The organism is Methylomagnum sp. (assembly GCF_054333355.1).
The window spans coordinates 19,441-45,754 of the sequence record NZ_JBTEKS010000004.1 but is presented as its reverse complement, the minus strand read 5'-3'; the positions used below and the strand labels follow the sequence as shown (position 1 = coordinate 45,754).

General features: G+C 61.6%; 26 protein-coding genes and 1 pseudogene. 4 read left to right on the top strand and 23 right to left on the bottom strand.

The window, feature by feature from the left end; genetic code table 11:
- The 3 genes from ACXWUF_RS01085 to ACXWUF_RS01075 all read right to left on the bottom strand — a co-directional run.
- Nucleotides 1-445, bottom strand: a 445-nt coding sequence (locus ACXWUF_RS01085; protein WP_458492796.1) for an ANTAR domain-containing response regulator, incomplete at its 3' end; no start/stop codon positions are given.
- Nucleotides 442-1,722 carry a CmpA/NrtA family ABC transporter substrate-binding protein gene (locus ACXWUF_RS01080; RefSeq protein WP_458492795.1) on the bottom strand — a complete coding sequence of 427 codons (1,281 nt, stop codon included), beginning with the start codon at nucleotides 1,720-1,722 and terminating at the stop codon, nucleotides 442-444. The genes ACXWUF_RS01080 and ACXWUF_RS01085, both read right to left, overlap by 4 nt.
- 255 nt (nucleotides 1,723-1,977) lie before the next feature.
- The gene (locus ACXWUF_RS01075; RefSeq protein ID WP_458492794.1) at nucleotides 1,978-4,641 is read right to left on the bottom strand and encodes a molybdopterin-dependent oxidoreductase; all 2,664 of its coding nucleotides are present in this window, start codon (nucleotides 4,639-4,641) and stop codon (nucleotides 1,978-1,980) included.
- A gap of 59 nt (nucleotides 4,642-4,700) precedes the next feature.
- On the opposite strand from ACXWUF_RS01075, the gene ACXWUF_RS01070 reads away from it, so the two are divergent.
- The gene (locus ACXWUF_RS01070) at nucleotides 4,701-5,027 is read left to right on the top strand and encodes an STAS-like domain-containing protein (protein WP_458492793.1); all 327 of its coding nucleotides are present in this window, start codon (nucleotides 4,701-4,703) and stop codon (nucleotides 5,025-5,027) included.
- Nucleotides 5,017-5,358, top strand: a complete 342-nt coding sequence (locus ACXWUF_RS01065; protein ID WP_458492792.1) for a hypothetical protein — start codon at nucleotides 5,017-5,019, stop codon at nucleotides 5,356-5,358. The genes ACXWUF_RS01070 and ACXWUF_RS01065 overlap by 11 nt, the downstream gene beginning before the upstream one ends.
- A gap of 14 nt (nucleotides 5,359-5,372) precedes the next feature.
- Here the strand turns inward: ACXWUF_RS01065 and nirD are convergent, their stop codons facing one another.
- Nucleotides 5,373-5,693, bottom strand: coding sequence for a nitrite reductase small subunit NirD (gene nirD / locus ACXWUF_RS01060; RefSeq protein WP_458492791.1), 321 nt, complete (start codon nucleotides 5,691-5,693; stop codon nucleotides 5,373-5,375).
- Between the two features lie 72 nt (nucleotides 5,694-5,765).
- Between nirD and ACXWUF_RS01055 the strand changes: the two are divergent.
- Together ACXWUF_RS01055 and ACXWUF_RS01050 are read left to right on the top strand one after the other, a co-directional pair.
- Nucleotides 5,766-6,098, top strand: a pseudogene (locus ACXWUF_RS01055) (MerC family mercury resistance protein); the annotation flags it as partial.
- 12 nt (nucleotides 6,099-6,110) lie between these two features.
- Complete coding sequence (locus ACXWUF_RS01050) at nucleotides 6,111-6,353, top strand: GDCCVxC domain-containing (seleno)protein (protein ID WP_458492797.1); 243 nt, start codon at nucleotides 6,111-6,113, stop codon at nucleotides 6,351-6,353.
- A 29-nt stretch (nucleotides 6,354-6,382) separates the two neighbouring features.
- On the opposite strand, the gene nirB is transcribed toward ACXWUF_RS01050, so the two are convergent.
- From nirB to ACXWUF_RS00955, 19 genes are all read right to left on the bottom strand, one after another.
- Nucleotides 6,383-8,848 (bottom strand): nitrite reductase large subunit NirB, encoded by a 2,466-nt coding sequence (gene nirB, locus ACXWUF_RS01045; RefSeq protein ID WP_458492790.1) that lies wholly within the window; start codon nucleotides 8,846-8,848, stop codon nucleotides 6,383-6,385.
- A gap of 286 nt (nucleotides 8,849-9,134) precedes the next feature.
- Nucleotides 9,135-9,521 carry a type II toxin-antitoxin system VapC family toxin gene (locus ACXWUF_RS01040; protein ID WP_458492789.1) on the bottom strand — a complete coding sequence of 129 codons (387 nt, stop codon included), beginning with the start codon at nucleotides 9,519-9,521 and terminating at the stop codon, nucleotides 9,135-9,137.
- Nucleotides 9,518-9,763: a type II toxin-antitoxin system Phd/YefM family antitoxin gene (locus ACXWUF_RS01035; protein ID WP_458492788.1), complete on the bottom strand. Its 246-nt coding sequence runs from the start codon at nucleotides 9,761-9,763 to the stop codon at nucleotides 9,518-9,520. The genes ACXWUF_RS01040 and ACXWUF_RS01035 overlap by 4 nt, the downstream gene beginning before the upstream one ends.
- Before the next feature lie 107 nt (nucleotides 9,764-9,870).
- Nucleotides 9,871-11,577, bottom strand: coding sequence for a bifunctional protein-serine/threonine kinase/phosphatase (locus ACXWUF_RS01030; RefSeq protein ID WP_458492787.1), 1,707 nt, complete (start codon nucleotides 11,575-11,577; stop codon nucleotides 9,871-9,873).
- A gap of 179 nt (nucleotides 11,578-11,756) precedes the next feature.
- Nucleotides 11,757-13,034 (bottom strand): nitrate/nitrite transporter, encoded by a 1,278-nt coding sequence (locus tag ACXWUF_RS01025; RefSeq protein WP_458492786.1) that lies wholly within the window; start codon nucleotides 13,032-13,034, stop codon nucleotides 11,757-11,759.
- A 364-nt stretch (nucleotides 13,035-13,398) separates the two neighbouring features.
- Entirely contained in the window at nucleotides 13,399-14,388 is a 990-nt protein-coding gene (gene hemH / locus ACXWUF_RS01020) for a ferrochelatase (protein ID WP_458492785.1), read from the bottom strand.
- Nucleotides 14,389-14,403: 15 nt separating this feature from the next.
- Nucleotides 14,404-14,964, bottom strand: a complete 561-nt coding sequence (gene folE / locus ACXWUF_RS01015; protein ID WP_458492784.1) for a GTP cyclohydrolase I FolE — start codon at nucleotides 14,962-14,964, stop codon at nucleotides 14,404-14,406.
- 230 nt (nucleotides 14,965-15,194) lie between these two features.
- Complete coding sequence (dusA, locus tag ACXWUF_RS01010; protein WP_458492783.1) at nucleotides 15,195-16,169, bottom strand: tRNA dihydrouridine(20/20a) synthase DusA; 975 nt, start codon at nucleotides 16,167-16,169, stop codon at nucleotides 15,195-15,197.
- An 83-nt stretch (nucleotides 16,170-16,252) separates the two neighbouring features.
- Nucleotides 16,253-16,909 carry a hypothetical protein gene (locus ACXWUF_RS01005; protein ID WP_458492782.1) on the bottom strand — a complete coding sequence of 219 codons (657 nt, stop codon included), beginning with the start codon at nucleotides 16,907-16,909 and terminating at the stop codon, nucleotides 16,253-16,255.
- Nucleotides 16,910-17,210: 301 nt separating this feature from the next.
- Nucleotides 17,211-17,999, bottom strand: coding sequence for a pyridoxine 5'-phosphate synthase (pdxJ, locus tag ACXWUF_RS01000; RefSeq protein ID WP_458492781.1), 789 nt, complete (start codon nucleotides 17,997-17,999; stop codon nucleotides 17,211-17,213).
- Nucleotides 17,996-18,721: a DNA repair protein RecO gene (gene recO / locus ACXWUF_RS00995; RefSeq protein ID WP_458492780.1), complete on the bottom strand. Its 726-nt coding sequence runs from the start codon at nucleotides 18,719-18,721 to the stop codon at nucleotides 17,996-17,998. The genes pdxJ and recO overlap by 4 nt, the downstream gene beginning before the upstream one ends.
- Nucleotides 18,722-18,723: 2 nt before the next feature.
- Entirely contained in the window at nucleotides 18,724-19,605 is an 882-nt protein-coding gene (gene era / locus ACXWUF_RS00990; RefSeq protein ID WP_458492779.1) for a GTPase Era, read from the bottom strand.
- Nucleotides 19,602-20,294: a ribonuclease III gene (gene rnc, locus ACXWUF_RS00985; protein ID WP_458492778.1), complete on the bottom strand. Its 693-nt coding sequence runs from the start codon at nucleotides 20,292-20,294 to the stop codon at nucleotides 19,602-19,604. The genes era and rnc overlap by 4 nt, the downstream gene beginning before the upstream one ends.
- Nucleotides 20,291-20,704 carry a DUF4845 domain-containing protein gene (locus ACXWUF_RS00980; RefSeq protein ID WP_458492777.1) on the bottom strand — a complete coding sequence of 138 codons (414 nt, stop codon included), beginning with the start codon at nucleotides 20,702-20,704 and terminating at the stop codon, nucleotides 20,291-20,293. Before ACXWUF_RS00980 ends, rnc begins: the two co-directional genes overlap by 4 nt.
- 47 nt (nucleotides 20,705-20,751) lie before the next feature.
- Nucleotides 20,752-21,528, bottom strand: a complete 777-nt coding sequence (gene lepB / locus ACXWUF_RS00975) for a signal peptidase I (RefSeq protein ID WP_458492776.1) — start codon at nucleotides 21,526-21,528, stop codon at nucleotides 20,752-20,754.
- Between the two features lie 21 nt (nucleotides 21,529-21,549).
- The gene (gene lepA, locus ACXWUF_RS00970) at nucleotides 21,550-23,358 is read right to left on the bottom strand and encodes a translation elongation factor 4 (RefSeq protein ID WP_458492775.1); all 1,809 of its coding nucleotides are present in this window, start codon (nucleotides 23,356-23,358) and stop codon (nucleotides 21,550-21,552) included.
- A gap of 4 nt (nucleotides 23,359-23,362) precedes the next feature.
- Entirely contained in the window at nucleotides 23,363-24,802 is a 1,440-nt protein-coding gene (locus tag ACXWUF_RS00965) for a DegQ family serine endoprotease (RefSeq protein ID WP_458492774.1), read from the bottom strand.
- A gap of 51 nt (nucleotides 24,803-24,853) precedes the next feature.
- Nucleotides 24,854-25,294 (bottom strand): SoxR reducing system RseC family protein, encoded by a 441-nt coding sequence (locus ACXWUF_RS00960; protein ID WP_458492773.1) that lies wholly within the window; start codon nucleotides 25,292-25,294, stop codon nucleotides 24,854-24,856.
- On the bottom strand, nucleotides 25,291-26,211 hold the full coding sequence (locus ACXWUF_RS00955) for a MucB/RseB C-terminal domain-containing protein (protein ID WP_458492772.1): 921 nt from the start codon (nucleotides 26,209-26,211) through the stop codon (nucleotides 25,291-25,293). The genes ACXWUF_RS00960 and ACXWUF_RS00955 overlap by 4 nt, the downstream gene beginning before the upstream one ends.
- Between the last annotated feature and the right edge of the window lie 103 nt (nucleotides 26,212-26,314).

Here is a 26,314-nt window from a genome sequence, read left to right as displayed (position 1 = left end):
TGGCCTTGTCGATCACCTTGCGGTCGGCCAACTGATTCTTGGTGTCCTGCAATTCCTGCCGCAGCGCCTCGAACTCCCGGAAGCGGGCCATCGCGACTTCCACGATGGGCATGATCCGCTCCCGGCTCAGGCCATCCACCACGTAGGCGCTCACCCCGGCCTGCACCGCCTGGCGGATGTAGTCGCCGTCGCGCTTGTTGGAGAACAGGATGATGGGCTTGGGCTGGTCGCGGCCAATCTCGCGCATCTGCTCCAAGGTGTCGCGGCCCGGCGATTCCATGTCGATGACGACGATGTCCGGCTGATGGTCCTGCACCTCCCGCAGCAGACTCCGGCCCGCCTCGACCCGCGCCACCACCCGGTGCCCGGCGTCGGACAGGGCTTGTTCCAGGATGGCGCTGCGGCCCGGATTCTGATCGACGAGCATGATCTTGAGGCCGCTCATGGGTTCACCCCGGCCAGCTCGTCCAGGGACAGCTTGAGCGTGTGGATGTCGAAACCGGCCAGATACCCCACCGGGTCCGCCGGATCGAACACCCGGCCATCGCAGAAGCAATCCGGTCCCAGCGAGAGTGGCGCGGTGGCTTCGCTCAGGTGTTGGACGTGGTCGTGGAGTCCTTCAATCTTGTAGCCCCGCGTCGGGAGCGGCAGGCCCAATTCCCGCGCCGCCTCCCGGTACAAATCGGGCCGGTAGACCTGCTCCGCCAGCTTGCGGATGTTCACCGCCTCGCGGAGTTGCCCCCAGCGGTACATCTGGGTGATGAACCACACGGCGTGGGAATGCCAGGGAAAATTCGCGGCGTAGCGGTGGAACACGTTGAAATCCGGCATCGCCACGGGTTCCTCGTCAACCCCAAATCGGAACGAGCCGCCCATGGACAGGCTCACCACGCCCGGGGCGGCGTTCACGTAGTCCTCGCGGGCCAGAATCTCCACCACTTCGGGGCGGTTGTCCGGCTGGTCGATCCACTGGGCGGCCTCGATCAGGGCCATCAGCACCGCCTTGTGGGTGTTGGGATGGCGCTCCGCCCAATCCAGGGTCACGCCGAACACCTTCTCCGGGTGGTTGTTCCAGATTTCGTAATCGGTGACGAGACCCCGGCCCACGCCCTCGGCGATGGCCTGGCCGTTCCACGGCTCGCCGACGCAGTAGCCGTCGATGTCCCCGGAACGCAACGCATCCACCATATAGGGCGGCGGCACCACTTGCAGGCGCAGGTCGCGATCCGGGTCGATGCCCGCCGCCGCCAGCCAGTAGCGCAGCAAGTAGTTGTGGGTGGAGAACGGAAACACCATGGCGAAATTAAGCGGGGCTGAATCCGCAGAGATGAGTTTTGCCAAGGCCCGCGCCGTGTGGGAACGGTTCGCCATGGCGGCGGGGTCAACCTCCCGCATCCGCTGGTAAAGCCCGTTGGAGACGGTGATGGCGTTGCCGTTCAGGTCCAGGGACAGGGCGGTGATTAAGGGTGTGCCCACTTCGCCGAGCCCCAAACTGGTGGCGATTGGCATGGCCGCCAGCATGTGGGCGCCGTCCAGCACGCCCGCCGCCACCTTGTCGCGGATGCTGGCCCAGGACACCTGGCGGGATAGGGTCACGTCCAGGCCGTGCTGGCGGAACAAGCCTTTTTCCAGGGCGACGGCCAGCGGGGCGCAGTCGGTCAGGGGGATGAAGCCGAGGGTTAGGCGGTTTTTTTCCGGGCCGTTGTCGGTGGTGATATTCATGCGTAAATCTTTATTGTGCTGGTTCCCACGCGCCGCGTCACTGCCATTGAGTTATCGCGACTTACAACCGGGTTCGATACGACGGGTCGCGAGGTAGGGGCGAATTAATTCGCCCCTACAGGTGTGGCACGTATCGAATCCGAATGAACACCGCTATTAAAACGGGTTTGGAGTCCGAACTTTAGTTTGGACACGGGCGTAAGCCACCAGGCGCTTGTCCAAACTAAAGTTCGGACTCCAGGTTTCCATAGGAATCTATTCGCCATAAATCTGCCGCAACAAGCCCTTCAACTCCGGCACGCAGGAGCCGCACTTGGTGCCCGCATGAAGGGCGCGGCCAATCTCTTCCGGCGTGGTGAGATTGCGCTGCCGGATGGCGCTCACCAAGGTCCGAACACCGACGCCGTAGCAGGAACACACGATGCGCCCCTTGTCCTCCATGGGCGAGGCGGGACGTCCGACCAACAGGCTGGTCCGCGCTGCGTCCGGCAGGCTCTCATGGGCGAATAAACCGCCCAGCCAATCGCGGGGCGGCAACTCCGGCCCGGCGCTGGCGAACAGGCAGGCGTTTAACCGGCCTTCGCGCAGCACCGCGCAACGGTAGCGTCCCGCGTGCGGGTCGGCGAATTCCAGCCACTCGCCCGCCGCCTCCCCATCCTGAAGCACATCCCGTGCCCAGCCGCCCCAATTCTCCGGCGCGGATTCCCCGGCCAGTTCATACAACCAATAACCCTCGCCCCGCACGCTGACCCGGTAATCGGCGGCGTCCACCGCGACAGGTTCCCGCGCCAAGAGGAAGCCATGCCAAGCCGGTCGGTAAGCTTCCACCCGCACCGGGGTGTGCTTGGATTCCGGCTCGCCGGAAATGGGATCGACCACCGGATTCACCAGCGCATTCACCCAGCCTTTGGGGGCGTTGCCTGCGGTCCAGTGCATGGGCATGAACACCGAGCCGGGCCGCTGCTCCTCGCTGACGCGGGCGCGGGCCAGGGCTTCCCCGTGGCGGGAAACCAACCGGACCAAGGTGCCGTCTTCGATGCCGAAACGGATGGCGTCGCGGGGGTGAAGCTCGGCGTAGGGTTCCGGCAGATGGCGGGTCAGGCGCGGCGTCTTGCCGGTGCGGGTCATGGTGTGCCATTGGTCGCGGATGCGGCCCGTGTTCAGCACCAAGGGATATTCCTCATCCGGGATATTGGCCGGTCCACGGTGGGAGAGAGGCAACAGCTTGGCGCGGCGGTTCGGTCCCGGAAATCCACCCTCGCCAAAAAGCCGGGCGGTGCCGTAGGGATGCGCCACGTTCACCGGCCATTGCACCGGCTTCAATCCGTCGTAAGCCAACCCGTCCAAATCCGCCAAGCCGGAAATGTCGAACCATCGTCCGCCCTCGTTGCGGAAGCCGGACAGCCGGGCGTGTTCCCGGAAAATCTCGTGGGGCGAGGCGAACTCGAAGCCCTCTCGGAAACCCAGCCGCTTCGCCACTTCGCAAATGATCCACCAATCCGGCTTGACCTCGCCGGGCAGTGGCAGGAAGGCCCGCTGCCGGGAAATGCGCCGCTCGGAGTTGGTGACGGTGCCCTCCTTCTCGCCCCAGGCCGCCGCCGGTAGGCTGACGTGGGCGTAGGGCGCGAGGTCGGTCGTGGCCTCGCACTCGCTGACCGCCACGAATTCGCACTGTTCCAGCGCCGCCCGCACCGCGTTGGCGTCCGGCAGGCTCACCGCCGGGTTGGTCGCCATGATCCACACCGCCTTGACCTTGCCCGCGCCGATGGCTTGGAACAGGTCCACCGCTTTCAGGCCGGGTCGTTCCGCCATGCGGGGCGCGTTCCAGAATTCCCCGACCAGGGCGCGGTGGGCTGGGTTGTCGAGGTCGAGGTGCGCGGCCAATTGGTTCGCCAAGCCGCCCACTTCCCGCCCGCCCATGGCGTTGGGCTGGCCGGTGAAGGACAGCGGCCCCATGCCGGGTCGGCCAATCCGCCCGGTGGCGAGATGGACGTTGATGATGGCGTTGACCTTGTCGGTCCCGGCGGAGGACTGGTTCACGCCCTGCGACCAGGCGGTGACGGTCTTCTCGGTGCGGGCGAAGGATTGGTAGAAGCTGGCGAGGTCCGTCTCCGCCACGCCACAGGCTTCCGCCACGGCGGGCACAGTGCATTCGTTCACGCTTTGCAGCGCTTCGGCCAGCCCGGATAAATGGGATTCCAAAAATCCGTAATCCAGCCGGTCGTGCTTACGCAGGTAATGCAGCAGGCCGTTGAACAGCAATACGTCAGTGCCGGGCCGGATCGCCAGATGCAAATCGGCGGATTCCGCCGTGGTGGTGCGGCGCGGGTCGATGGCGACGACCTTGAGCTTGGGGTTGTTCTGCCGGGCTTTGGCGATGCGCTGGAATAGCACCGGATGGCACCACGCGGTGTTGGAGCCGACTAGCACGATGAGTTCTGCCAACTCTAAATCTTCATAGCAACCGGGCACCACGTCCTCGCCGAAGGCCCGCTTCTGCCCGGCCACGGTGGAGGACATGCAGAGCCGCGAGTTGGTGTCGATGTTGGCCGAGCCGAGGTAGCCCTTCATCAGCTTGTTGGCGACGTAGTAGTCCTCGGTCAGCAATTGGCCGGACACGTAGAGGGCCACCGCATCGGGGCCATGCTTTTCGATGATGGCCCGGAACCGCTCCGCCACCGTGTCCAGCGCCTCGTCCCAAGTGGCCCGCCGCCCGCCGATTTCGGGATGGAGCAAGCGGGTTTGCAGGGACAGCGTTTCGCCCAGCGCCGCGCCCTTGGAGCAGAGCCGCCCGAGATTGGCGGGATGCTCCGGGTCGCCTTTGATGTCCGCCGACTCGGGGCCGGTGGGTTTCGCCAGGAGGCCGCAGCCTACGCCGCAATAGGGGCAGGTGGTTTGGGTGGGGGCTTGGGTGTTCATGGCTGGGTGCCTTTCGTCTTGGCTGTTCGGTTGACAATCATGGGCTTAGGCAGACACGATTGCTGGCATTAATTCGTAATGGCAAGAGCAAACCTATGTCGGATAGTAATGCGAATTCCGGGGAAATCGTTGTTCTTACAGCGTGCGGCGGACGGAAGACAGCGATGGCCCGCTCCGAGGCTAAATCCGTTTTAAAACTAGCGGTTGAATTCCAGGCGGTGATGTTCGATTTCTCCGATATGGAATTCATCGGCCCGTCCTTCGCGGACGAAATCTTCCGGGTGTTTGCAAATGAGCATCCGGGTGTTGAGCTTGTTTCGGTCAATGCGAATCCCGATGTGCAGAAAATGATTTCCCGAGCAATCCACCGCCGTCATGAATCCTGAAAATCCGAATCCAACGACAGACTTTGATGCCTCCGAGCCACTTGAATACCGCAATGGCTTTCCTGTCTTTTCGCGCCGAAACGAAACCATGACCCTGGACCACATCCGTCGGTTGATGGATGAGGAATTGTTGTGGGAGATGCGTGCTGCCCGGGCTGATTTCTCAGCCTTTGAGGCCGTTTTAGCCAAAGTTCCAGATATTGAGCCAATCCCGGAGGATCGCCTTTCAGTTAGTGGTGCGAAAAAAAACGGCGGGCCAGGAGCAACACGGTTGGCCCGCCCAATCTCCACACTCTCTACGCCTTTACCAAACTCTGTGGATCGGGTTTAAACCCGACCTACGTTTCAAACCTTTACCGGCGGACCCAAATAAACCCGCCCCGCCTCCACCCGCACTGCATAAGCCCCCGCGCAGCCCACATCCGGCGCCACCGCCTCGCCCGATTCCAACTCGATCACCCAGTTATGCAGCGGGCAGGTCACGCGCTTGCCGTGAACAATGCCCTGCGACAGCGGCCCGCCCTTGTGGGGGCAGCGGTCGCGGACGGCGAACAGTTGGTCATCAATGGTGCGGAACACCGCGATATCCCCGAAGTCCGTCGCGACGATGCGGGAGCCTTGCGCCGGAATGTCTTCGATTTGGCCGATTTCGATCCAGTTATTCATTGCGTGTTCAACCTCGTTGATTTTGGGTAGCATCGTCCGGCCCACATTCTCGACCGATTCGGAGATGTCCCCATGAAAATTTCCTTCGAAAAACTCGGCACCGCTGGCGCTTGGCTGGCCGCCGCCGCTAGCGCCGCGCCTTGTTGCTTGCCCCTGCTGGCCTCTGCGGGTGGCGTGCTGGGCCTGAGCTACCTAGCCGCTTACGCGGATACCCTCGTTTACGTCCTGCAAGCCTTTATCCTGCTGGCGGCGGTTGGCCACTGGTCGGCCTTCCGTCGGCATCGCAATCGGTTCCTGCTCGGCGCCGGATGGGCGAGCGCCGCCGCCCTTCTGTATGCCTACAACTGGGCGCCCACCGCCGCCGTCCCGATTTACGGCGGACTCCTGGGTCTCGCGGGAAGCGCCGTTTGGAGCTATCTGGAAAACCGCCGGTGTTCCGCCTGTCAACCTACGGCGCGGTTGCAATCGTTGCTGACTTGCCCTCACTGCGGCTTTCAGCGGGAGGAAACCATGCCCACCGATGCCTGCGTGTATTTCTACGATTGCCCCGGCTGCGGCCAGGTGTTCAAGCCCAAGCCCGGCGACTGCTGCGTGTTCTGCTCCTACGGTACGGTGAAATGCCCGCCGATCCAGGCCGGAACCGGAGCCTGCTGCGCCTGACGCGGAATCCCGCGAGTTCCGGGAAGCGGTCATCCCACCTTTCTCAATGGCTCAAACTGCCCACGCGCCGACTCCTGCGCCAACTCCGCCCAGGGGTCGACCTGCGCGGTTTGCTGGGATAGCAGGAAGCGCTCGTACAAGGTCTTGCGCCCCTCGCCGTCCTCGACGATCCGCGACTTCACATAACTCAACCCCACCCGCTCGATCCACGGCGCGGTGCGCTCCAGATAGCGGCCCTCCTCGCGGTAAAGCTGCATGAAGGCGCCGCAGTATTCCTTCACCTCCTCCTCGGTCGCGACCTTGCACAACAAATCGGTGCCGCGAATCTTGATGCCGCCGTTGCCGCCGACCTGGATTTCGTAGCCGGAATCCACGCAGACCACCCCGAAGTCCTTGATGGTGGCCTCGGCGCAATTGCGGGGGCACCCCGACACCGCCATCTTGAATTTGTGCGGCGTCCAGGAACCCCAGGTCATCTTCTCCAACTGGACGCCCAGGCCGGTGGAATCCTGCGTGCCGAAGCGGCACCACTCGGAGCCGACGCAGGTCTTCACGGTGCGAAGGCTCTTGCCGTAGGCGTGGCCGGACACCATCCCGGCGGCGTTGAGGTCGGCCCAGACTTTTGGCAGGTCTTCCTTCTTCACGCCCAACAGGTCGATGCGCTGGCCGCCGGTGACTTTCACGGTGGGAATCTGGAACTTGTCGGCCACGTCGGCGATGGCCCGCAGTTCGCCCGGCGTGGTGAGTCCGCCCCACATGCGCGGCACCACGGAATAGGTGCCGTCCTTCTGGATGTTGGCGTGGGCGCGTTCGTTGATGAAGCGGGATTGCGGGTCGTCCTGGTAGGTCTCCGGCCAGGCGCACAGCAAGTAATAATTCAGCGCCGGGCGGCAGCTATGGCAGCCGTCGGGGGTCTTCCAGTTCAGCGCGGAGAACACCGCCGGGAGCGAGGTCAGGCCGCGTTCCTTGATGGCGGCGCGTACCGTGTCGTGGGAATGCTCCGTGCATTTGCACATGGGCTTTTCCTTAGGGCTAGGGTCGTAGCTGCCGACGGTGGCGGCGAGGATTTGCTCCACCAGCCCGGTGCAGGAACCGCAGGAGGCCGACGCCTTGGTGTGGGAGCGCACTTCGTCGAGGGTGAACAGCTTCTTGCCGACGATGGCGTCCACGATGGTCTTCTTACAGACGCCGTTGCAGCCGCAAATCTCGGCGCTGTCGGCCATGTTCATGACGCTCTGGCCTTCGCGGCCCTCGTCGGCCATGTGGGCGCGGCCGAACAGCACGGTTTCCCGGAAGTCGCCGATGTCGGTGGCCTCGCGCATCAACTGGAAATACCAAGCGCCGTCCACGGTGTCGCCGTACATCACCGCGCCCTTCACCTTGTTGTCCTTGACCACCAGCTTCTTGTAGACGCCTCGGGCGTGGTCGTGGAACACCAGTTCCTCGAACCCCGCGCCGCCCTGGAAATCGCCGGCGGAGAACAGGTCGATGCCGGTGACTTTCAGCTTGGTGGACGTGACCGAGCCTTGATAGCGGCCTATGCCGTATTCGGCCAGATGGTTGGCGCAGACCTTGGCCTGCTCGAACAGCGGCGCGACCAGGCCGAACAAATTGCCGCGATGCTGCACGCATTCGCCCACGGCGTAGATGCGCGGATCGTAGGTCTGCATCGTGTCGTTGACCACGATGCCGCGCTCGCAGTGGAGCCGGGCGGATTTCGCCAGTTCGATGTTGGGGCGGATGCCGACGGCCATCACCACCAGGTCGGCGGGGATTTCCAGGCCGTCCTTGAAGCGTATCGCCCGGACCCGCGCCCTCACCCCCGACCCCTCTCCCAGAGGTAGAGGGGAGGAGAGCAGGGCTTCGGTCTGGGCTTCCATGAGGAAATTAAGGCCCGAATCTTCCAGCGCCCGTTTCAGCAGGGCGGAGGCGGGCTTGTCCAACTGCCTCTCCATGAGGCTGTCGAGGACGTGGACCACGGTGACTTCCATGCCGCGCTTGCGGAGTCCATTGGCGGCTTCGAGGCCCAGCAAGCCGCCGCCGATGACCACGGCGTGGCGATGCTTCGCGGAGGCTTCCAGCATCAGGTCCACGTCGCGGATGTCGCGGAAGCCGATGACGCCCTCCAGGTCTTTGCCCGGCAGCGGCAGGATGAAGGGCGCGGAGCCGGTCGCCAGCAACAGCCGGTCGTAGCTTTCCTCGTGGCCGCACTCGGTGCTGACCCGGCGGTGGCGGCGGTCGATGCCGATCACCTTCTTGCCCTTGTGCAGGGTGATGCCGTGTTCGGCGTACCAGGCGTCGCTGTTGATGATGATGTCGTCCAGGGTCTTCTCACCCGCCAGCACCGGGGAGAGCAGGATGCGGTTGTAATTGGGGTGCGGCTCGGCACCGAAGACGGTGATGTCGTATTTGTCCGGCGCGTGCTTCAGCAGTTCTTCCAGGGTCCGCACACCGGCCATGCCGTTGCCGACCAGGACGAGTTTTTGTTTGTTCATAGCCTTTCCTTCCTTTCACATGCCCGGTTCCGGCGGGTGGCGCGGGGTTCGGGCTGTTCTTTGGGCATAAAAAAAGCGCCAGGCATTCACCCGGAGATGGGTGGATGCATGACGCCTTTGTCGTGTGGCTTTAAGCGCCGCCGTTGGCGCGTGGGGCCGTTTGGACGTGAATTAGCAGGGATCGTGCCGGGTTGGGCGCGGGCTGGAAAATGCGGTATTTGGTGGGTGTTGAACGGGCATGGGCGCACCAGATGGGGGGAGGGTTGCGCGGTTGTGGTGCGGGGTTTCAGAAAACCCGCACGGTCGAGCCGTAACGGGTCAAGGCGGGATCGACCGTCAGAAGAATCAGCGGTTCGGTCAGGCTTTGCGCTACCAGCAGCCGGTCGAACGGGTCTTTATGGTCGGCGAATACCAGGAGGGAACGGACTTCCAGTAGGTGCGCATTCTTGATGTCCAGCCATTCGAAACCATCCGCTTCGATTTGGGCGATGAATTTCTCCAAATCCATGCGCAGCTTTCCCAAGGATATTTTGATGGCCATTTCCCATAGCGAAGCCCGGCTCACGTACACCGTCTCGGCTTGGTATTGAATGAGTTCCGAAACTTGTTCCGGCAAGCGTGGATGCTTCCCTTCCCACCACAGCGCCAAATGGGTATCCAGCAAATAGTTCACGGCGCCTCCCCTTCCCGCTCAAAATCAAACAGGTCATCCAAAGGGGCATCGAAATCATCCGCCATCCAAATCTCGCCCGCCATCCCGCCGGGTGGGGCGATTTTACATTCGGGTGGGCGATAAGGAATCAGGCGGATCACGGGTCGGCCCGCCCTGGCGATTACCACATCCTCACCGGATTCCACCTGTTCAAGCAGCCTGGATAAATGGGTCTTGGCTTCATGGACGTTGACGATTTGCATAGTGATTGCCTCGGGGATGGCTAAGGCTTAGTTTAGGCAGCAGGCGGAATTGAAGGCAAATGAAAACAGCAGTAGGTCGGGCATGAGTACATGGCCGATCTACCGCCCTACACCAGCCGAAACAAACACGCCATCATCCCCCCGAACAAAAGCAGCGACGTGAGCTTCCAGAACAACAGCGGATTGCGCTCGTACCAGGGCACCCGCCGCGTTGGCGTCCGCTTGCCGCCGCCCTTGGCGAGGCCCGCCTCCAGTTCGTAGGCCAGCTCGATGCTGTCGGCATAACGCTTGGCCGGGTCCACGGCGAAGGCGCGGGCCAGCACCGCGTCCAGCCAAGCCGGAAGGTCCGGGCGGAAGCTATCCAGCGGCTTGGGCCTGCCGAAGCGCGGCGTGCTGAACGGCTCCACCTCGCCGTAGGGATAGGCGTCGGTGAACAGCCGGTAGATCGTCACCCCCAGGGCGAACACATCGCTGGCGACGCTGCCCCGCTCGCCGTGGAACAGCTCCGGCGCCATGTAGCTGGGCGTGCCGGGCACCGGGTCGGCGGCGCCCTCGTCCCAGGCGGGCAGCCGGGCTATCCCCAAATCCAGCAGTTTCAGCCCGCCATCCTCCGCCAGCAGCACGTTATCCGGCTTGATGTCGCGATGCACCACGCGCTGCCGGTGCAGGGCATGGACCGCCTTGCACAGCTTGAGGGCGCGGTCTATCCCGGCTTCCAGCGCCATGGGCGGCCCGCGTCGCACCCGTTGCTCCAGCGTCTCGCCCGGATAAAACGGCATGACCGAATACAGCCGGGTCTGGCGTCCGGGTGGCTGCTCCAGGATTTCCGCCACCCACGGGCTTTTCACCCGCGCCCCGATCCAGGCTTCCCGCAGGAAGGCGTCGTGATATTCCCGCTCGGTCGCTACCCGTGGATGGGGGAATTTCAGCACCACCGGATTTTTGTTGCGCTCATCGGTGGCGATGAACAGGGCGCTGTAGCGGCCCGAGGCCAACAGCCGCTCCAGCCGGAATCCGTCCACCGTGTCGCCCGGCTTGGGCAAATCGAGCAAGGGCAAGGCTTCGATGATCTCCCGGAAAGAATGCCGGTCGGCCTTGGGCAAAGTCAGCACGTCCGCCACCAAGGCGGTCACGTTGTCCTGGCTGCCCCGTTGCAGGGCCAAATCGACCAAGCCCTCCGCCGTGCTGTCCGGGGTGGCCCTTGCCAGCAGGACGCGGGCGATGTCGGCCTGTTTCAACGCGCCGTACAGGCCGTCGCTGCATAGCAGGAAGCGGTCGTGGGGTTCGAGGGGATGCTCGCTGTAGTCGATGCGCAGCCGCGATTCCAAGCCCACGGCCCGGTACAGGATGTGGTCCTGCTCGGCACCGCCCAGGGTGTGGTCTTCGGACAGGCGCTCCAGATTCTCCCCCCGCAGCCGGTAGATGCGGGAATCCCCCACATGGGCCAGATGGGCGCGGCGTCCCCGCAGAATCACCGCGCTGAAGGTAGTGCCCAGACCGGCGAGGTTGGGATCGCGGCGGCCCATGGCGTGAATCCAGTGATTGGCCGAACCCAGCGCCCGGTCCACCCGTTGCTCCACACTCAAGGTTTCCGGCAGCCCGTACCACGCCTCCATGAAGCCATGCAGGCACATTTCCGCCGCCACCCGCCCGCCCTTGGCCCCGCCCATGCCGTCCGCCACCGCCAGCACGGCGCCGCACAGGGCCAAGTCCTTAGCCGAGGGCTGGGCGATGTCGGCGAAATCCTGGTTGTCCTCGCGGCGTCCCTGGCGGGAGGCGATGGCGGCGCGGAAGCTGAGTTGGGGGTCGGTCATCGAATCCAAGCGAAGGTTAATGGCTCATGATGCGCGACTTTTAGTGCCGTAGGTCGGGCATGTACTCATGCCCACCAAATAGCTAGGTAGGCTGGGTTGGAGCTTTGCGGAAACCCAGCATCGCCATACCCTGGGATGCTGGGTTTCGTGCCTCAACCCAGCCTACAACTGACCACTGCCTAAACCCGCGCCCCCGACACCGCCCCCCAAGTGGTGCGCCAGCGCCGCTTGACCAGCATCAACCCCGCCAAGCCCAAGAGCGGCAGCCCCGCGAACACGCTGAACCCTAAAGCGAAGCTGTGTTGCATGTCCCAGGACACGCCCAGCATCTTGGCGAGGAAGAAGCCGCCCACCCCGCCCGCGCAACCCACCAGTCCCGTCACCACGCCGATTTCCTTGCGGAAGCGCAGCGGCACCAACTGGAACACCGAGCCATTGCCCATCCCCAGCGCGAGGGTGCCCACGAAGAAGATGGCGACCGCGCCCCAGGCCAGCGCGGGCAATTCAAAGAAGCCCCAGCCAGCCACCTTCGCGTCGGCGCTGGTGACGGGCGCCGCCGGGCCTTCCGGCATGAAGGAGATGGCTAGGTAGCTCATGGACACCACCACGAACAGGACTTGCAGGACACGGATGCCGCCCATCCGATCCGCCAAGTAGCCGCCCAGGGGCCGGAACATCGACCCGGCGAACACCACAATCGCCGCCATCAAGCCCGCCGCCACGCCGGAGACGTGATACCAGTGGGTGAAGTACAGCGGCAGCGCGTTGCCCAGCCCGACGAACCCGCCGAAGGTGATGGAATAGAAGAACATGAACCACCAGCTATCCGGGTCTTTCAGCACGGCGGCGTAGCTGGCGAACGAGACCGGCGTCCGCTTGTCCGGGGCGTCCTTCACCAGGACGGCATAGATGACGAGGACGATGAGCAGCGGGATCATCAGGAAGCCGAACACCGCCTGCCAACCGAATTTCTCCGCCAGCACCGGCACGATCATGGAATCCAGCACCACGCCCATATTGCCCGCCCCGGCGATGCCCATTACCACGCCCTGGAACTTGGGCGGATACCAGCGGCTGGCCTGCGGCAGGGCCACCGCGAAGCTGGCCCCGGCCACGCCCAGCAATAGGCCGAGCAGTTCGACCTCCAGCTTGGAATGCAGGCCGAAGATGAACACGTAGGCCATCCCCAGGATCACCAGCAATTGGGCCAGGATGCCGGTCAGCTTGGCGCCCAGATGGTCGGCCATGGAGCCGAGGATGATGCGGAACACCGCGCCGGACAGGATGGGAATGGCGACGATGGTGAATTTTTCCGCCACCGGCAGCCCCAAATCCTTGGTGATGTAAAGCGACAACGGCCCGAGCATCACCCAGACCATGAAGGACACGTCGAAATACAGAAACGCGGAAAGCAGGGTCGGCCAGTGGCCCGATTGTTTGAATTCCTTGAAGTTCATAGCCTCACACCCGTGGTTGGAACAAAACGCGCCCGATTTTCGCGGGCACAAAAAAAGGCGTCCCGCGAACACCACTCATACGAATGATGTTCGCAAGACGCCTTTGTCCGAGATCACCGCGCCGCCGTTGGCGCAGCTTCATTTAAGATTTGGGATGCATGTACGATGCCATAAACCAGCCCGCGTGGCTTGCCTTGGATTATCAGGCGATTATTCGATGCCTGAGTCCCATGTCCTAAATGGCTTTGGCTGGATGCGCACCAAATCCCGTTGGGATTGCCCTCGACTGGTGCGGCTACCGCGTGTTCATTTTGAACTTTCTGCGCCCATAAAGGCCGACTCGATTTTGAAAACCGGGGTGGCCCTACCCGATTCGTTCGGCAACCACCTCAGCCAAGGCGCGGGCGTGGGCCGCGCTGTCGTTCAGGCAAGGAATCAGGCGATACTGGGAACCGCCCGCCGCCAAGAAGGCTTCCTTGTTGGCGATGCCGATTTCCTCCAGGGTCTCCAAGCAATCCACCGCGAAGCCGGGGCACACCACATCCACCTCACGGACGCCGCGCCCCGGCAATTCTTTCAAGGTGTCGATGCAATAGGGCTGCAACCATTTCGCCCGCCCGAACCGCGACTGGAACACCACCTGCCAAGCCCCGTCGGCCAATCCCAGGCGCTCCGCGATCAAGCGGGCGCTGGCGAGGCACTGGTCATAATACGGGTCGCCCAACTCGCGACTGCGATCCGGCAGGCCGTGGAAGGACATCATCAAGAAGCCGCTGCGGCCCTGCTCCCGCCAGAAGGCTTCGATGCTGTCCACCACGGCGGCGATATAGGCGGGATGCTGGTGATAATCGCTGACGAAATGCACTTCCGGCACATGCCGCCAGCGGGTCAGCGCCTTCGCCACCGCATCGAACACCGAGCCGGAACTGGACGCCGCGTATTGGGGATACAGCGGCAGCACCAGGAATCGCTCGACGCCCTTTGCCCGCAAGGCTTCCATCTGCTTGGCGACGCTGGGCTGGCCATAGCGCATGGCGATGTCCGCCACGGCGTCAGCACCGAGCCGCCCACTCAATTCAGTCCGCACCGCCTCGCCCAGAGCCTTGGTCAACACCATCAGCGGCGAGCCGCCCTCGGTCCAGATGGATTGGTAGGCATGGGCCGACTTGCGCGGGCGCACCCGCAGAATCACGCCGTGCAGGATCAGCCACCAAATCGGGCGGGGAATCTCCACCACCCGCGCATCCCACAGGAACTCCCCCAGATAGCGCCGCACCGCCGTCGTGGTGGGCGCTTCGGGCGTGCCCAGATTGACCAGCAAGATGCCCCACTTCGGTTTTTTCTCGTTGTCCATCCCGGCCCCCCGCGCTTATTTGCGGTTGATGAGATTGAGGAATTCCGAGCGGGTGCTGATTTCCTTGCGGAACGCGCCCAGCATGGACGATGTGGTCATCACCGAATTCTGCTTCTCCACGCCGCGCATCATCATGCAGAGGTGCTTGGCCTCGATGACCACGGCCACGCCCTTGGGGTCGATGGCGGTTTGCAGCGCCGTGGCGATTTGCTTGGTCAGGCGCTCCTGGATTTGCAGGCGGCGGGCGTACATTTCGACGATGCGGGCGATCTTGGACAGGCCAATCACTTTGCCCTTGGGCAAATAGGCGACGTGGCATTTGCCAATGAATGGCAGCAAATGATGCTCGCACAGGGAATAGAGTTCGATGTCCTTGACGATCACCATGTCCTCGGTGTCCGCCTCGAAAATCGCGTTGTTGAGAACGTTGTCGAGGTTCTTGTGATAGCCGCTGTTCAGGAACTTGAACGCGGCGGCGGCGCGCTTGGGGGTATCCACCAAGCCTTCGCGGGTCACATCCTCGCCGACTTCCTGAATGATTTGGGAGAAAAGGTTTTCCATTACGTTTTTGTGCATGTTGTGTTCACCTGTGGGAGGCCGGTAAAAATATCGGCGAAATTTGGATGCGCCTTTTTCGCGCTGGTTCCGTCATAGCGCCGCCCCTATGACGAGTTTACGAGAACATGCAGGGCGGGCATGTACTCACGCCCGCCACAAGGCCCGTTGAGCCAGTGGCCGCAGGTCGGGCATAGCTTCGAGCTTTTGGCGCAAGCCGAAGTCGGGCCGGGCACGAGCACAGGCCGGACCTACGGGGATTCTCGCCTGCAAAAACCCGCCGCCGTTCGCAGCACGTCGAGACCGGTGCCCGGCTGGTTGGCATTCTCGCCGATATACCGCCGCCACACCCGACCGCCCGGCATTCCGTGGAACAAGCCCAGGATATGGCGGGTGATGGTGTGTAAGCGGGTGCCCCGGTCCAGTTCGGCGCTGACATGGGGCAGGAATTGCTCAAGGATTTCCTGACGGGATGGGATGAGATGGGCGTCGCCAAAAAGCTGCCGATCCGCCTCCGCAAGGATGTACGGGTTGTGGTAAGCGGCGCGGCCAATCATCACGCCGTCGAAGCCGGCGGCCAGATGTTGCCCGGCTTGATCCAGGTCCATGATGCCGCCGTTGAGCACGATTTCGAGGCTGGGAAAATCGCGCTTGATGGCGGTGGCCACATCGTAGCGGAGCGGCGGGATTTCCCGGTTTTCTTTCGGAGACAGCCCGGAAAGCCAAGCCTTGCGGGCGTGGATGATGAAGACTTGGCAACCGGTGGCGGCGACGGTTTGGACGAACTGGGCCAGCTCCTCATAGGAATCCCGGTCGTCCACGCCGATGCGGCATTTGACCGTGACCGGCACGGACACCACCGCCCCCATGGCCGCGACGCACTCGGCCACCAAGTCAGGCTCGGCCATCAGGCACGCGCCGAAGCGGCCCCGCTGCACGCGGTCGCTGGGACAGCCGACATTCAGGTTGATCTCGTCGTAGCCGCAGCCCTCGGCGATGCGGGCGCATTCAGCGAGGTCGCTGGGGTCACTGCCGCCGAACTGGACGGCGAGGGGGTGTTCCAGCGGATCGAATCCCAACAGCCGGTCCCGATCCCCGCGCAGGATGGCGCCGGTCGTCACCATCTCGGTGTACAGCAGGGCGTGACGGGAAATCAGCCGCAGAAAATAGCGGCAGTGCCGGTCGGTCCAGTCCAGCATGGGGGCGACGGAGAGCAGTCTTTGCATAACAGGGGCACGGCCATCTTGGCCGTGATAACAGAGGGGAAACAGGCGCTTATGGACGGGCGGGATGCCCGCGTTCCTTGGGATCAGATCCCACGGTCAGCGCCGGGCGGCAAAAGCGGTGTCCGCAGGGACATGGCTTCGAGGTAGCGGGCATTGCGGCGCTGCAACACCCAGTAATAACCCAGCATCAAGGCGGTGCCCGTCGCCAGCCCGGCGGCGCAGAAATAAACGAGGTTTTTCAGTTCGCCCGCCTCCCGCAGCAATTCGTCATTGCGGGGCACGGGCTTCAATTCGGGCACGGCCCGGAAGCGGTCATGCTCCCGCCGAGCATAGTCGAAGCCCTGCGTGCCGTCGGTGACGGCGTAGTCTTCCAGCGCCTCAATGTCTTTCTGCAATTCGCCGAACGCCTTGAGGTCATCAAGATTGACCTTGCCGCTCGCCACCGTTTTTTCTAGTTCCTTAAGCCGGGTCTCGACGGATTCTTCCAAAAGCCCATGGAATCTGCCGCGCAATTCGCCTAGATGCTGGCTCATGGCCCGCAACCGGGAATCGCCGCCGGACTCCACCGCCAGCTTGGTCTCGACATGGCCGAGAAAGCCACGCACCTGCACGAACAACACCAATACCGAGCCGAGCAACAAGCATAGCGCCAGGAACGCCACGAGCTTGGCACGCCAACCCACCACCACGGGGGCCGGATGCCAGGGGCCTTCGGGTTGGCAGATCAATTCAGCCGCCATTCGCTCGCCTCGATAGTGTTCGTACATTCCGCTACCCCTGCCGGGTTGGGCCAAGTGTGCGCAAGCCTTTGTAATAAAAGGTTTCGGTCTGGTTCGTTGCGGGCGCAACTATCGCAGAATACGCCCTAGCGGTCAATTTCACAGGTCAACCTCAGAGCGATGACGCCTTGCCTCTGGTCCCCTCTCCCACCGGGAGAGGGCTAGGGTGAGGGGGATCAAATTAAGATTTCTTCCTTAATTGTCGCTTCGGCAGAGGGGCATGAAACGGCGAGCGACAAGGAAAAAATCCTTTTTCTTCCCCTCACCCCACCCTCTCCCGGCGGGAGAGCGGGAAATCATCGCCTGTCAAGGAAGCCCGCGCCGTTTCCATCAGGCGCTTCATGTCCCGGACGGCCAGGTCCAAGCCGGAGAATAGCGCCCGTGCCACGATGGAATGGCCGATGTTCAGCTCCCGGAATTGGGGAATCCGGGCGATGTCGGCGACATTGTGATAATGGATGCCGTGCCCCGCATTCACAATCAGCCCCAAACCCTCGGCCAATTCGGCGGCGGCACGCAGGCGGCTCAATTCCCGGCGCCGTTCCGCGCCTGCGGCGGCGTCCGCATAGTGGCCGGTGTGCAACTCGATGACCGGGGCGCCCGCCTTGGCGGCGGCTTCCACTTGGCGCGGGTCCGCGTCGATGAACAAGGACACCTCCACACCGGCTTCGCCCAAGGCTTGGCAGGCGGCGTAAACCCGCTCGAAATTTCCGGCCACATCCAGCCCGCCTTCGGTGGTCAGCTCCTCGCGCCGCTCCGGGACCATGCAGCAGGCCGCCGGACGCAGCCGCGCCGCGATGCGGACCATTTCGTCGGTCACGGCCATTTCAAGGTTCAGGCGGGTCTGCGCCATCGCCGCCAAAAGCTCAATGTCCCGGTCCTGAATATGCCGCCGGTCCTCGCGCAGATGGGCCGTGATGCCGTCGGCCCCGGCCTGTTCCGCCACTAGGGCGGCTTGGATGACTTCGGGGAAGCGGGTGCCCCGGGCTTGGCGAACCGTGGCGATATGGTCGATGTTGACGCCCAATAGAATGGGTTGGATGGATGTCATGGGTGCGTTGCCTTGCCGAATGGCTTGAAGAGGTCGCGGCTCTTGAGGGCGCGTCCGTTGAGATAATACCGAATCACCCGCCGCATGAGTTGCTTGGCTTCCCGCCACTCGTCCGGCGTGTCCAGGTGCTTGCGCTGCAATCCCAGCAGGGTGGAGCCGCGCACGGAATCCACGCCCGGCCCGTCGGACTCGACCGGCCCCTGATCGGGAATGTACGAATAATTCTTGGCCGGGTCGATCTCCCAGCCCCGCGCCTCCCGGTCCAGGGATAGGCCGTAGCCGATTTCTTCCAGCAGGGAAAGCTCGAAAAACCTTAGCACCTTTTCTTGGCTGGGTTCGCCCCGCAATTGCCGCAGGGCGTCGAAATAAAGCTGAAAGACTGGCGGGCTGGGATCGTGCGGGGGCAGCAGGTGGAGCAGGAGCTCATTCATATAGAAGCCGCAGAACAGAGCGGCCCCATCCAGCGCCAGGGCGTTGCCAGCGGACTCCACCGCCGTCAAAGTCGGCAACTCACCCCGCCCCGCCCAGGACAGACGCAAGGGCATGAACGGCTGCAATAATTGGGCTTGGGCGTTCCGGCCCCGCCGGGCACCCTTGGCAATCAACCGCAACCGGCCATGGTCCGCCGCGAAAACATCCACCAGCAAGCTGGTTTCCTGGTAGGCCCGGCGATGGAGAACGGCGGCGTGCGCCAGCAGGACGCGCTCGCCCTCACCGGCCATGCCTATTCCGAATAGCCCAGGCTGCGCAGGGCGCGTTCGTCGTCGGACCAGCCTTCCTTGACCTTGACCCACAGTTGCAGGAAGACCTTGCCGTCCAGCAGCTTCTCCATATCCAGCCGCGCCCGCTCGCCGACTTTTTTCAACACCTCGCCCTTGGTGCCGATGACGATGGCCTTCTGCCCCTCGCGCTCCACCCAGATCAGGGCACTGATGCGGGTCAACCCGCCTTCGATCTTGAATTGCTCGATTTCCACCGTCAGCGCGTGGGGCACTTCCAACCCTAAGGCACGGAGCAGCTTCTCGCGGATGATTTCCGCCGCCATGAAGCGCACCGAGCGGTCGGTGACTTGATCCTCGGGAAAGATCGGCTCGCCCTCGGGCAAGAGCTCCATAATCTTGCCTTCCAGCACGCCGAGGTTGGCACCTTTCAGGGCCGAGGCAGGAATCATGGCGGCGAAGGGATGCAGGGATTCGGCTTTTTCCAGGAACGGCAGCAGCAGCGCCTTGTCCTCGATCCGGTCCACCTTGTTGATGACCAGGATGACCGGCGCGCCCGATGCCTTGATGCGGTCCAGCACCAGTTCGTCCTCGGCCTGCCATTCGGGCCGGTCGATGACCCACACCACCACGTCCACATCCAACAGGGCCGTGCCCGCCGCCCGGTTGAGATAGCGGTTCATGGCCCGCTTCTGACTGGCGTGAATGCCGGGCGTGTCCACGAACACCGCCTGGCCCTCATCCGTGGTTTTGATGCCATGGATGCGGTGCCGCGTGGTCTGTGGGCGGCGCGAGGTGATGCTGATCTTCTGGCCGACCAGATGATTGAGAAGGGTCGATTTGCCCACATTGGGCCGCCCGACCAGGGCGACGAAGCCTGCTTTCATGGCTTGAATCCGAATTCCTGAGTGAGTTTGGCCAGCATTTTTTCCGCCGCTTGCTGCTCGGCTTTCTTGCGCGACGAACCAACGCCCTCGCAGGTCTCGGAGGTCAAGGAAACCCGGCACTCGACGCAAAAGCTTTGATCGTGGGGCTGGCCGACCACCGATTTGAGCGTATAGGCCGGCAATTCCAGGCCCCGGGCCTGCATGGTTTCCTGCAAACGGGTTTTCGGGTCTTTCTTCCAATCGCTCACCGATAGGGCGTCGATTTGCTCGGCGAACAACCCGAGAATCCACTGGCGGCAAGCGTCCATGCCCTGATCGACCAATAGCGCACCGATCAAAGCTTCGACCGCGTCGGAAAGGATCGAATCCCGCCGGTAGCCGCCGCTTTTGAGTTCGCCGGAACCCAGGATCAAGTATTCGCCCAGATTGAGCTTGCGGGCGATGTTGGCGAGGGAGGTTTGATTCACCAAGGTGGCACGCAGGCGGCTCAGCACGCCCTCGTCAGCGGTGGTGAATTTTTCGTATAGGCGCTCGGCAACCACGAATCCCAGCACGGAATCGCCCAGGAATTCCAGCCGTTCGTTATTGTCCGCTTCGGCGCTGCGGTGAGTCAGCGCCCGCCTAACCAGAGCCGGATTCCTAAATGTTAATCCGAGTTTCTTGGCAAGTTTTCCAGGCTCCTGGGTCAATTCGCATCCACCTCAATGGCGTCGTCAAAATGTATTAGTGCATCCACGTTGCCGAGGATGGGTTTGGTAACGTCGTAAGCAATTTGCACTTTGATATGATGAATATCCTTGATGATCGTCACGTCATCCCTGGTCACGCTGTCAATCATGTCGATGTCCCAGCGTTTCTCGAATGTCCTAAGAATTTCATCCCGGCTCCGGGAGGCCAAATCCTTGTCATTTTCCAGCGACTTCAATACCGACACCACCTTATAATGATCCAGATAAACCGGTGCCAACTTCAAGGCAACCAAGGCCACAAACCCTACCCCCACCATCAGCAACACGAAGCCGATAAAGGTAATTCCACGTTGGCCGGACGGAAACCTAATCATTTCGCCACCTGCTTTATTATTCGATTGAATTGCCATGAAGATATGGTCTGGATACCGGCCATCCAGGGATGATAGCCCTTTATCTAATTAAGCACCGAGCCAATCCGATTGAAGGCGATGCCGGGTTTATCCGCATCCCAGCTCATCCAAATAAAGAACGCCCGCCCCACCAAGTTCCCTTCCGGCACAAATCCCCAGAAACGGCTGTCGTTACTATTGTCCCGGTTATCGCCCATCACGAAATACTTCCCCGGCGGCACATTGAACTCGCCCTCCTTCACCGACGGATCACCGTTTTTCACTAATATGTCGTGGGTGACGGAACCCAATTCCTCGCTCAACAGTATTTCGCCGCCAGTGGTCCCGGACACGCCTTCATAAGCGCCAAGGGGCACCTGCTTGATCGGCTCGCCATTCACAAAGACTTGCTTATTGAAATAGCCAATGCGGTCGCCCGGCAAGCCAATAACCCGTTTGATGTAATCCACCGTGGGATCCCTCGGGAAACGGAATACTACAATATCCCCCCGCTTCGGTTCGCCCATCTCAACAACCTTGGTATTAGCGACCGGCAGGCGGATACCATAGGTGAACTTATTCACCAGAATGAAATCGCCGATCAACAGGGTCGGCATCATGGAACCCGAGGGAATGCGGAATGGCTCCACGAGGAACGAGCGCAGCAATAGAACGATTAATACGATGGGGAAAAATGAACGGGCATATTCCACAATCATCGGCTCGTTTTCCGGCGGGGTTTCCCCTGCCGGTTGCAGCCGCAGCATCAGCAAATATCCGCCCCAAATAACCCCGGTGACAAAGGTCGCCAGCGCCAGAAAAAACGAGAAGTCGTAATCCATGAGGTTGAATCGTTGTTATTTTCAGGAATCTTTATTGACGCGCAGCACCGCCAGGAAAGCCTCTTGCGGAATATCTATTTTGCCCACTTGCTTCATGCGTTTCTTGCCCGCCTTTTGCTTCTCCAGAAGCTTCTTCTTACGGGTAATATCGCCGCCGTAGCATTTCGCCAAGACATTCTTGCGCATGGCCTTGACCGTGGAGCGGGCGATAATCTTGGAACCGACCGCCGCTTGAATGGCAACCTCGAACATCTGCCGAGGAATCAAATCCTTCATGCGATCCACCAAATCGCGGCCCCGGCTTTGGCTGATATCCCGATGCACAATCAAAGATAGCGCATCGACACGTTCATCGTTGATGAGGATGTCCAGCTTAATCAAGGGCGCGGCTTGGAACCGCTGGAATTCATAATCGAAGGACGCAAAGCCCCGACTCACGGATTTCAGCCGGTCGAAAAAGTCCAATACCACTTCGCTCAAGGGCAGTTCAAAACTGATGGCGACCTGCCCGCCGATGTACTGCATCTTCTTCTGCACGCCCCGCTTTTCGATGCACAGGGTCATGACATTGCCCAGATAATCCTGGGGCACCAGGATGTTCGCCTCGATGATCGGCTCGCGAATCTCGACGACTTCGTTGGGCGGCGGCAGCTTGGACGGGTTGTCGATTTGAATGGTGGTTTCGTCGGTCTTCAATACCTCGTACACCACGGTGGGGGCCGTGGTAATCAGGTCCAGGTCATATTCCCGTTCCAGCCGCTCCTGGATGATCTCCATGTGGAGCATCCCGAGGAATCCACAGCGGAAACCGAAACCCAACGCCTGCGAAGTCTCCGGCTCGTACTGCAAAGCCGCGTCGTTAAGATTCAGCTTGTTGAGCGCTTCCCGCAAATCCTCGTAATCGTCGGATTCCACCGGATAAAGCCCCGCGAACACCCGTGGCTGCACCTTTTGGAAGCCCGGCAAAGGCGCTTCGCAGGGGCGGTCGGTGGCGGTGATGGTGTCGCCGACGGGGGCACCGAAAATATCCTTGATGCCTGCGACGACAAAGCCGACCTGCCCGGTTTGCAGCACGTCCTTGTCCAAGGGCTTGGGCGTGAACACCCCGAGCTTTTCCACCTGATGGCTCTTGCCGGTGGACATGATGAGGATCTTTTGTTTGCGGCTGATGGTGCCGTTCACCACCCGCACCAGCGACACGACCCCCAGGTAATTATCGAACCAGGAGTCGATAATCAGCGCTTGTAATGGGCCGTCCGGGTTGCCTTTCGGGGCGGGCACCTTGGCGACCAGTTGCTCTAGAAGATCGTCGATGCCGAGTCCAGTCTTGGCGCTGATCCTGAGCGCCTCGTCGGCGGGCACGCCAATGATTTCCTCGATTTCCGTGCAAACCCGCTCCGGCTCCGCCGAGGGCAGGTCGATCTTGTTCAGCACCGGCAGGACTTCAAGTCCCTGCTCGATGGCCGTATAGCAATTGGCGACGCTTTGGGCCTCCACGCCTTGGGCCGCATCCACCACCAGCAAAGCGCCCTCGCAGGCCGACAGCGACCGCGACACCTCGTAGGAAAAATCGACGTGGCCGGGCGTGTCGATCAAATTAAGCTGGTAGGTCTCGCCGTCCTTGGCCTTGTAGTTAAGCGTGACGCTCTGCGCCTTGATGGTGATGCCCCGCTCGCGCTCAATATCCATGGAGTCAAGCACCTGGGCGGACATCTCCCGTTCGCTCAAGCCGCCGCAGATTTGGATGAAACGGTCCGCCAGGGTCGATTTGCCATGGTCGATGTGGGCGATGATGGAGAAATTCCGAATGCGCTGCTGCTGGTCTGACACGGCGTCAATCCTTGAGCTTCAGGGCCAGGAACAAGGAGCCGCCGCGCCGCTGCACCAGCGTCGCCACGGATTTGCCTTTTGGCAGGCTTTTCACTACTTCGTTAAAATGCTTCACGTCTTTAATCGTTTGGTCTTGAATACGGAGGATCACATCACCACGCCGAATACCCGCGTCATAGGCCGGTCCCGGCTTCACGCCCAGCACCAGCACGCCGTGTTTCGGCACTTCCAACTGCTCGCGCTGCTCGGCGTTGAGGTTGATTACGCTGACAGCCAATCGGCCCACGGTGTCGCCACCGGGTTCTTGCTGGGTATTTCCAGCCAACGGCGCTTCTTCTTCGGGCAAAAGGCCAATCTTGATGTCCACTTCCTTGGTGCCGCCTTGCCGCAAGAGCTTGAGCTTAGCCGACTCGCCGATCTTGGTCATGCCCACCATCGGCGGCAGCGACGCCGACGAAATGATTTCCTGGCTGTTGTACTCGGTGATGATGTCGCCGATCTGCAAGCCCGCCGCTTCCGCCGGACTCTTGGGCAAAATCTTGGACACCAAGGCGCCCTGCGGCTTTTTCATGCCGAAGGACTCGGCCAGTTCGCGGGTCACGTCCTGGATTTGCACGCCCAGCCAGCCCCGCGAGACATGGCCCTGGGATTTCAACTGATCCACCACCTGCATGGCGACATCAATGGGGATGGAGAACGACAACCCCATGAAGCCGCCGGTGCGGCTGTAGATTTGGGAATTGACGCCCACCACCTCGCCATCCAGATTGAACAAGGGACCGCCGGAATTGCCGGGATTGATGGCGACATCGGTCTGGATGAACGGGACATAGTTATCGCTGGGGAGGCTACGTCCCTTGGCGCTCACGATGCCCGCCGTGACGGAATGGTCGAAGCCAAACGGCGAGCCGATGGCCAGCACCCATTCGCCCACCTTGAGCTTGCTCGCCGAACCCATCTTGGCGACCGGCAAATCCTTGGCTTCCACTTTGAGCAGGGCGATATCGCTGCGCTTGTCGGAGCCGACCACCTTGGCGACCAATTCCCGCCGGTCCTGCAGGCGCACCACGATCTCGTCCGCGTCCTTGACCACATGATGATTGGTGATGACGAAGCCATCGGGGGATATGACGAAGCCCGACCCGAGTGACTTGGATTCGCTGGGTTCGCCGTTGCCCGGCCCGCCGGGTCCGCCGGGTCCACCCTCGCCAAAGTAATGCTTGAAGAATTCGTCCAGGGGCGTGCCTTCCGGTATGTCCATACCCTCGGGTATCTGCGTTTGCTCGGTGGCGGACACCTTTTGAGTGGTGCTGATGTTCACCACCGCCGCGCTGTTTTGCTCAACCAGCACGGTGAAATCGGGCAACTGGGCCAGCACCGCTGCCGGCGTCGCCGTCAGCAGGGAAAAACTTAACAACACCGCAGCCCACTTGGCTTTAAGCATGACAAACTCCCAAGTCGTCAAGGACCAAAAAATAGAAATAGCAATCGGGGATTAGCTGAGCTTCCGCAGCACAACCGGCCGCAGTTGATGGCGTGGCAACACGGGGGTGAACTTCAACAAGGCGAGGGTTCCCATCAAGCCGAGCAACCCGCCGATAATGGCGGCGGCGTCCGCCGGGATGGCGAATAAGGACGGGCCAATGGCATTGCCCAGTATTGAACCCGCGAACATGCCAAGCAGCGGCAAGAGGTAGAGGCCCAGCGATCCTTTGAGGAAAGCGCCTTCGCTGACGCCGACCACCACCCGGTCTCCGGCATTGACGTCAATCGCCGAAGTGGCCGGGAGGCTCACAGTCGAATCGCCGAAATAATCGCCGACAGTGGCGGACGGGCAACCTTTATCGCACGAAGCACAGGCGGACTGCCTGGATTTTTCCACCCAGACCGTTCCCGCCTCATCCACCCTGGCCACCACGGCTTCTTCTTCAATCATGGCTGCGGCGCATTCTGGTGTTTCAGGCCGTGGGCGATGACTTCAACGGTTTTGGCGGGAACCTCGCCCATCACGGTCACGGAATAATCGTCGATTCTTAAAGACTTGGCGTTAAGGGTTCCGAGCCGTTTGGAATATTGCGTGGTAAATCCGCCTTTTTGGGTCTCCAGGTAAATGGAAACGGACGAGAAGCCATCGCTCAGCAGCACATGATCCACGGCGCGATTGGCCGGGGAGCGCTTCATCCGGTTATAGGAAACGATCCGAAATCCTTCGGGCACATTTTGCAGCGTCCAGCGCAAGGAATCCAAAGGCAGGGTTTCCGTCTGACCAGACTGCTGGGTGAACGCCCCCGCCTCAACCGAAGGCTCCAATTCCTTTTGGGGGATGCTTTCCTCCAGGCTGACCGAGGTGAAAACCATTTGTTCGACGGTTTGACCGTCCTCGTCCAGCATTTCGAATTTCAATGGCAACTTGGAATCGGTATCCACCCAAATAAGGCGGGCATACCGATAATCATCCCGAGGCTCGATGCCCACCACCTGGGATAAGCGACGGGCCACATACTCCTGGCCTTGCAGATTAACCCGGTAATAACGGGTAAGCCGACTTAAATCTTCCGGCAAATCCACCAAGGCGGAAGAATGATTTCCCGCCTTGTTTTCAATGAAAACTTTTTTGGTGTCGGGAAAATAGCACGATACTTTTTCCGCATTCCGAATGACTTCCCGCAACGGGCTATTCATGGAAACCAAGCGCTCCTGCTCCACCCCGGATTTCGAGGCGTGGAACAATTGGAAGCTTTCCATTTGTTGCCCATCCTTCAGATAGGCCACCACGCCCTTGTAATTCCGTTCCGCGACCGCGTGTCGCATGTCGGTGAGCCAGCCCAGGGCCGTTGTTTCGGAAGAATCCATGGATTCGGCCTTCACACTCGCGGTTGCCAGCAGCAGACACGACAAAATCGCCCGACCCAGCCATTTTATTCGAGCGGAAGGAAGCAGAAAGCGCATTGTGAGT

Bases quoted from the DNA above. Each gene is read 5' to 3' on its own strand.
- ACXWUF_RS01080 (WP_458492795.1), bottom strand. From the start codon at position 1,722: ATGAATATCACCACCGACAACGGCCCGGAAAAAAACCGCCTAACCCTC.
- ACXWUF_RS01075 (WP_458492794.1), bottom strand. From the start codon at position 4,641: ATGAACACCCAAGCCCCCACCCAAACCACCTGCCCCTATTGCGGCGTA.
- ACXWUF_RS01065 (WP_458492792.1), top strand. From the start codon at position 5,017: ATGAATCCTGAAAATCCGAATCCAACGACAGACTTTGATGCCTCCGAG.
- nirD (WP_458492791.1), bottom strand. From the start codon at position 5,693: ATGAATAACTGGATCGAAATCGGCCAAATCGAAGACATTCCGGCGCAA.
- nirB (WP_458492790.1), bottom strand. From the start codon at position 8,848: ATGAACAAACAAAAACTCGTCCTGGTCGGCAACGGCATGGCCGGTGTG.
- ACXWUF_RS01035 (WP_458492788.1), bottom strand. From the start codon at position 9,763: ATGCAAATCGTCAACGTCCATGAAGCCAAGACCCATTTATCCAGGCTG.
- ACXWUF_RS01030 (WP_458492787.1), bottom strand. From the start codon at position 11,577: ATGACCGACCCCCAACTCAGCTTCCGCGCCGCCATCGCCTCCCGCCAG.
- ACXWUF_RS01025 (WP_458492786.1), bottom strand. From the start codon at position 13,034: ATGAACTTCAAGGAATTCAAACAATCGGGCCACTGGCCGACCCTGCTT.
- hemH (WP_458492785.1), bottom strand. From the start codon at position 14,388: ATGGACAACGAGAAAAAACCGAAGTGGGGCATCTTGCTGGTCAATCTG.
- folE (WP_458492784.1), bottom strand. From the start codon at position 14,964: ATGCACAAAAACGTAATGGAAAACCTTTTCTCCCAAATCATTCAGGAA.
- dusA (WP_458492783.1), bottom strand. From the start codon at position 16,169: ATGCAAAGACTGCTCTCCGTCGCCCCCATGCTGGACTGGACCGACCGG.
- ACXWUF_RS01005 (WP_458492782.1), bottom strand. From the start codon at position 16,909: ATGGCGGCTGAATTGATCTGCCAACCCGAAGGCCCCTGGCATCCGGCC.
- pdxJ (WP_458492781.1), bottom strand. From the start codon at position 17,999: ATGACATCCATCCAACCCATTCTATTGGGCGTCAACATCGACCATATC.
- recO (WP_458492780.1), bottom strand. From the start codon at position 18,721: ATGGCCGGTGAGGGCGAGCGCGTCCTGCTGGCGCACGCCGCCGTTCTC.
- era (WP_458492779.1), bottom strand. From the start codon at position 19,605: ATGAAAGCAGGCTTCGTCGCCCTGGTCGGGCGGCCCAATGTGGGCAAA.
- ACXWUF_RS00980 (WP_458492777.1), bottom strand. From the start codon at position 20,704: ATGGCAATTCAATCGAATAATAAAGCAGGTGGCGAAATGATTAGGTTT.
- lepB (WP_458492776.1), bottom strand. From the start codon at position 21,528: ATGGATTACGACTTCTCGTTTTTTCTGGCGCTGGCGACCTTTGTCACC.
- ACXWUF_RS00965 (WP_458492774.1), bottom strand. From the start codon at position 24,802: ATGCTTAAAGCCAAGTGGGCTGCGGTGTTGTTAAGTTTTTCCCTGCTG.
- ACXWUF_RS00960 (WP_458492773.1), bottom strand. From the start codon at position 25,294: ATGATTGAAGAAGAAGCCGTGGTGGCCAGGGTGGATGAGGCGGGAACG.
- ACXWUF_RS00955 (WP_458492772.1), bottom strand. From the start codon at position 26,211: ATGGATTCTTCCGAAACAACGGCCCTGGGCTGGCTCACCGACATGCGA.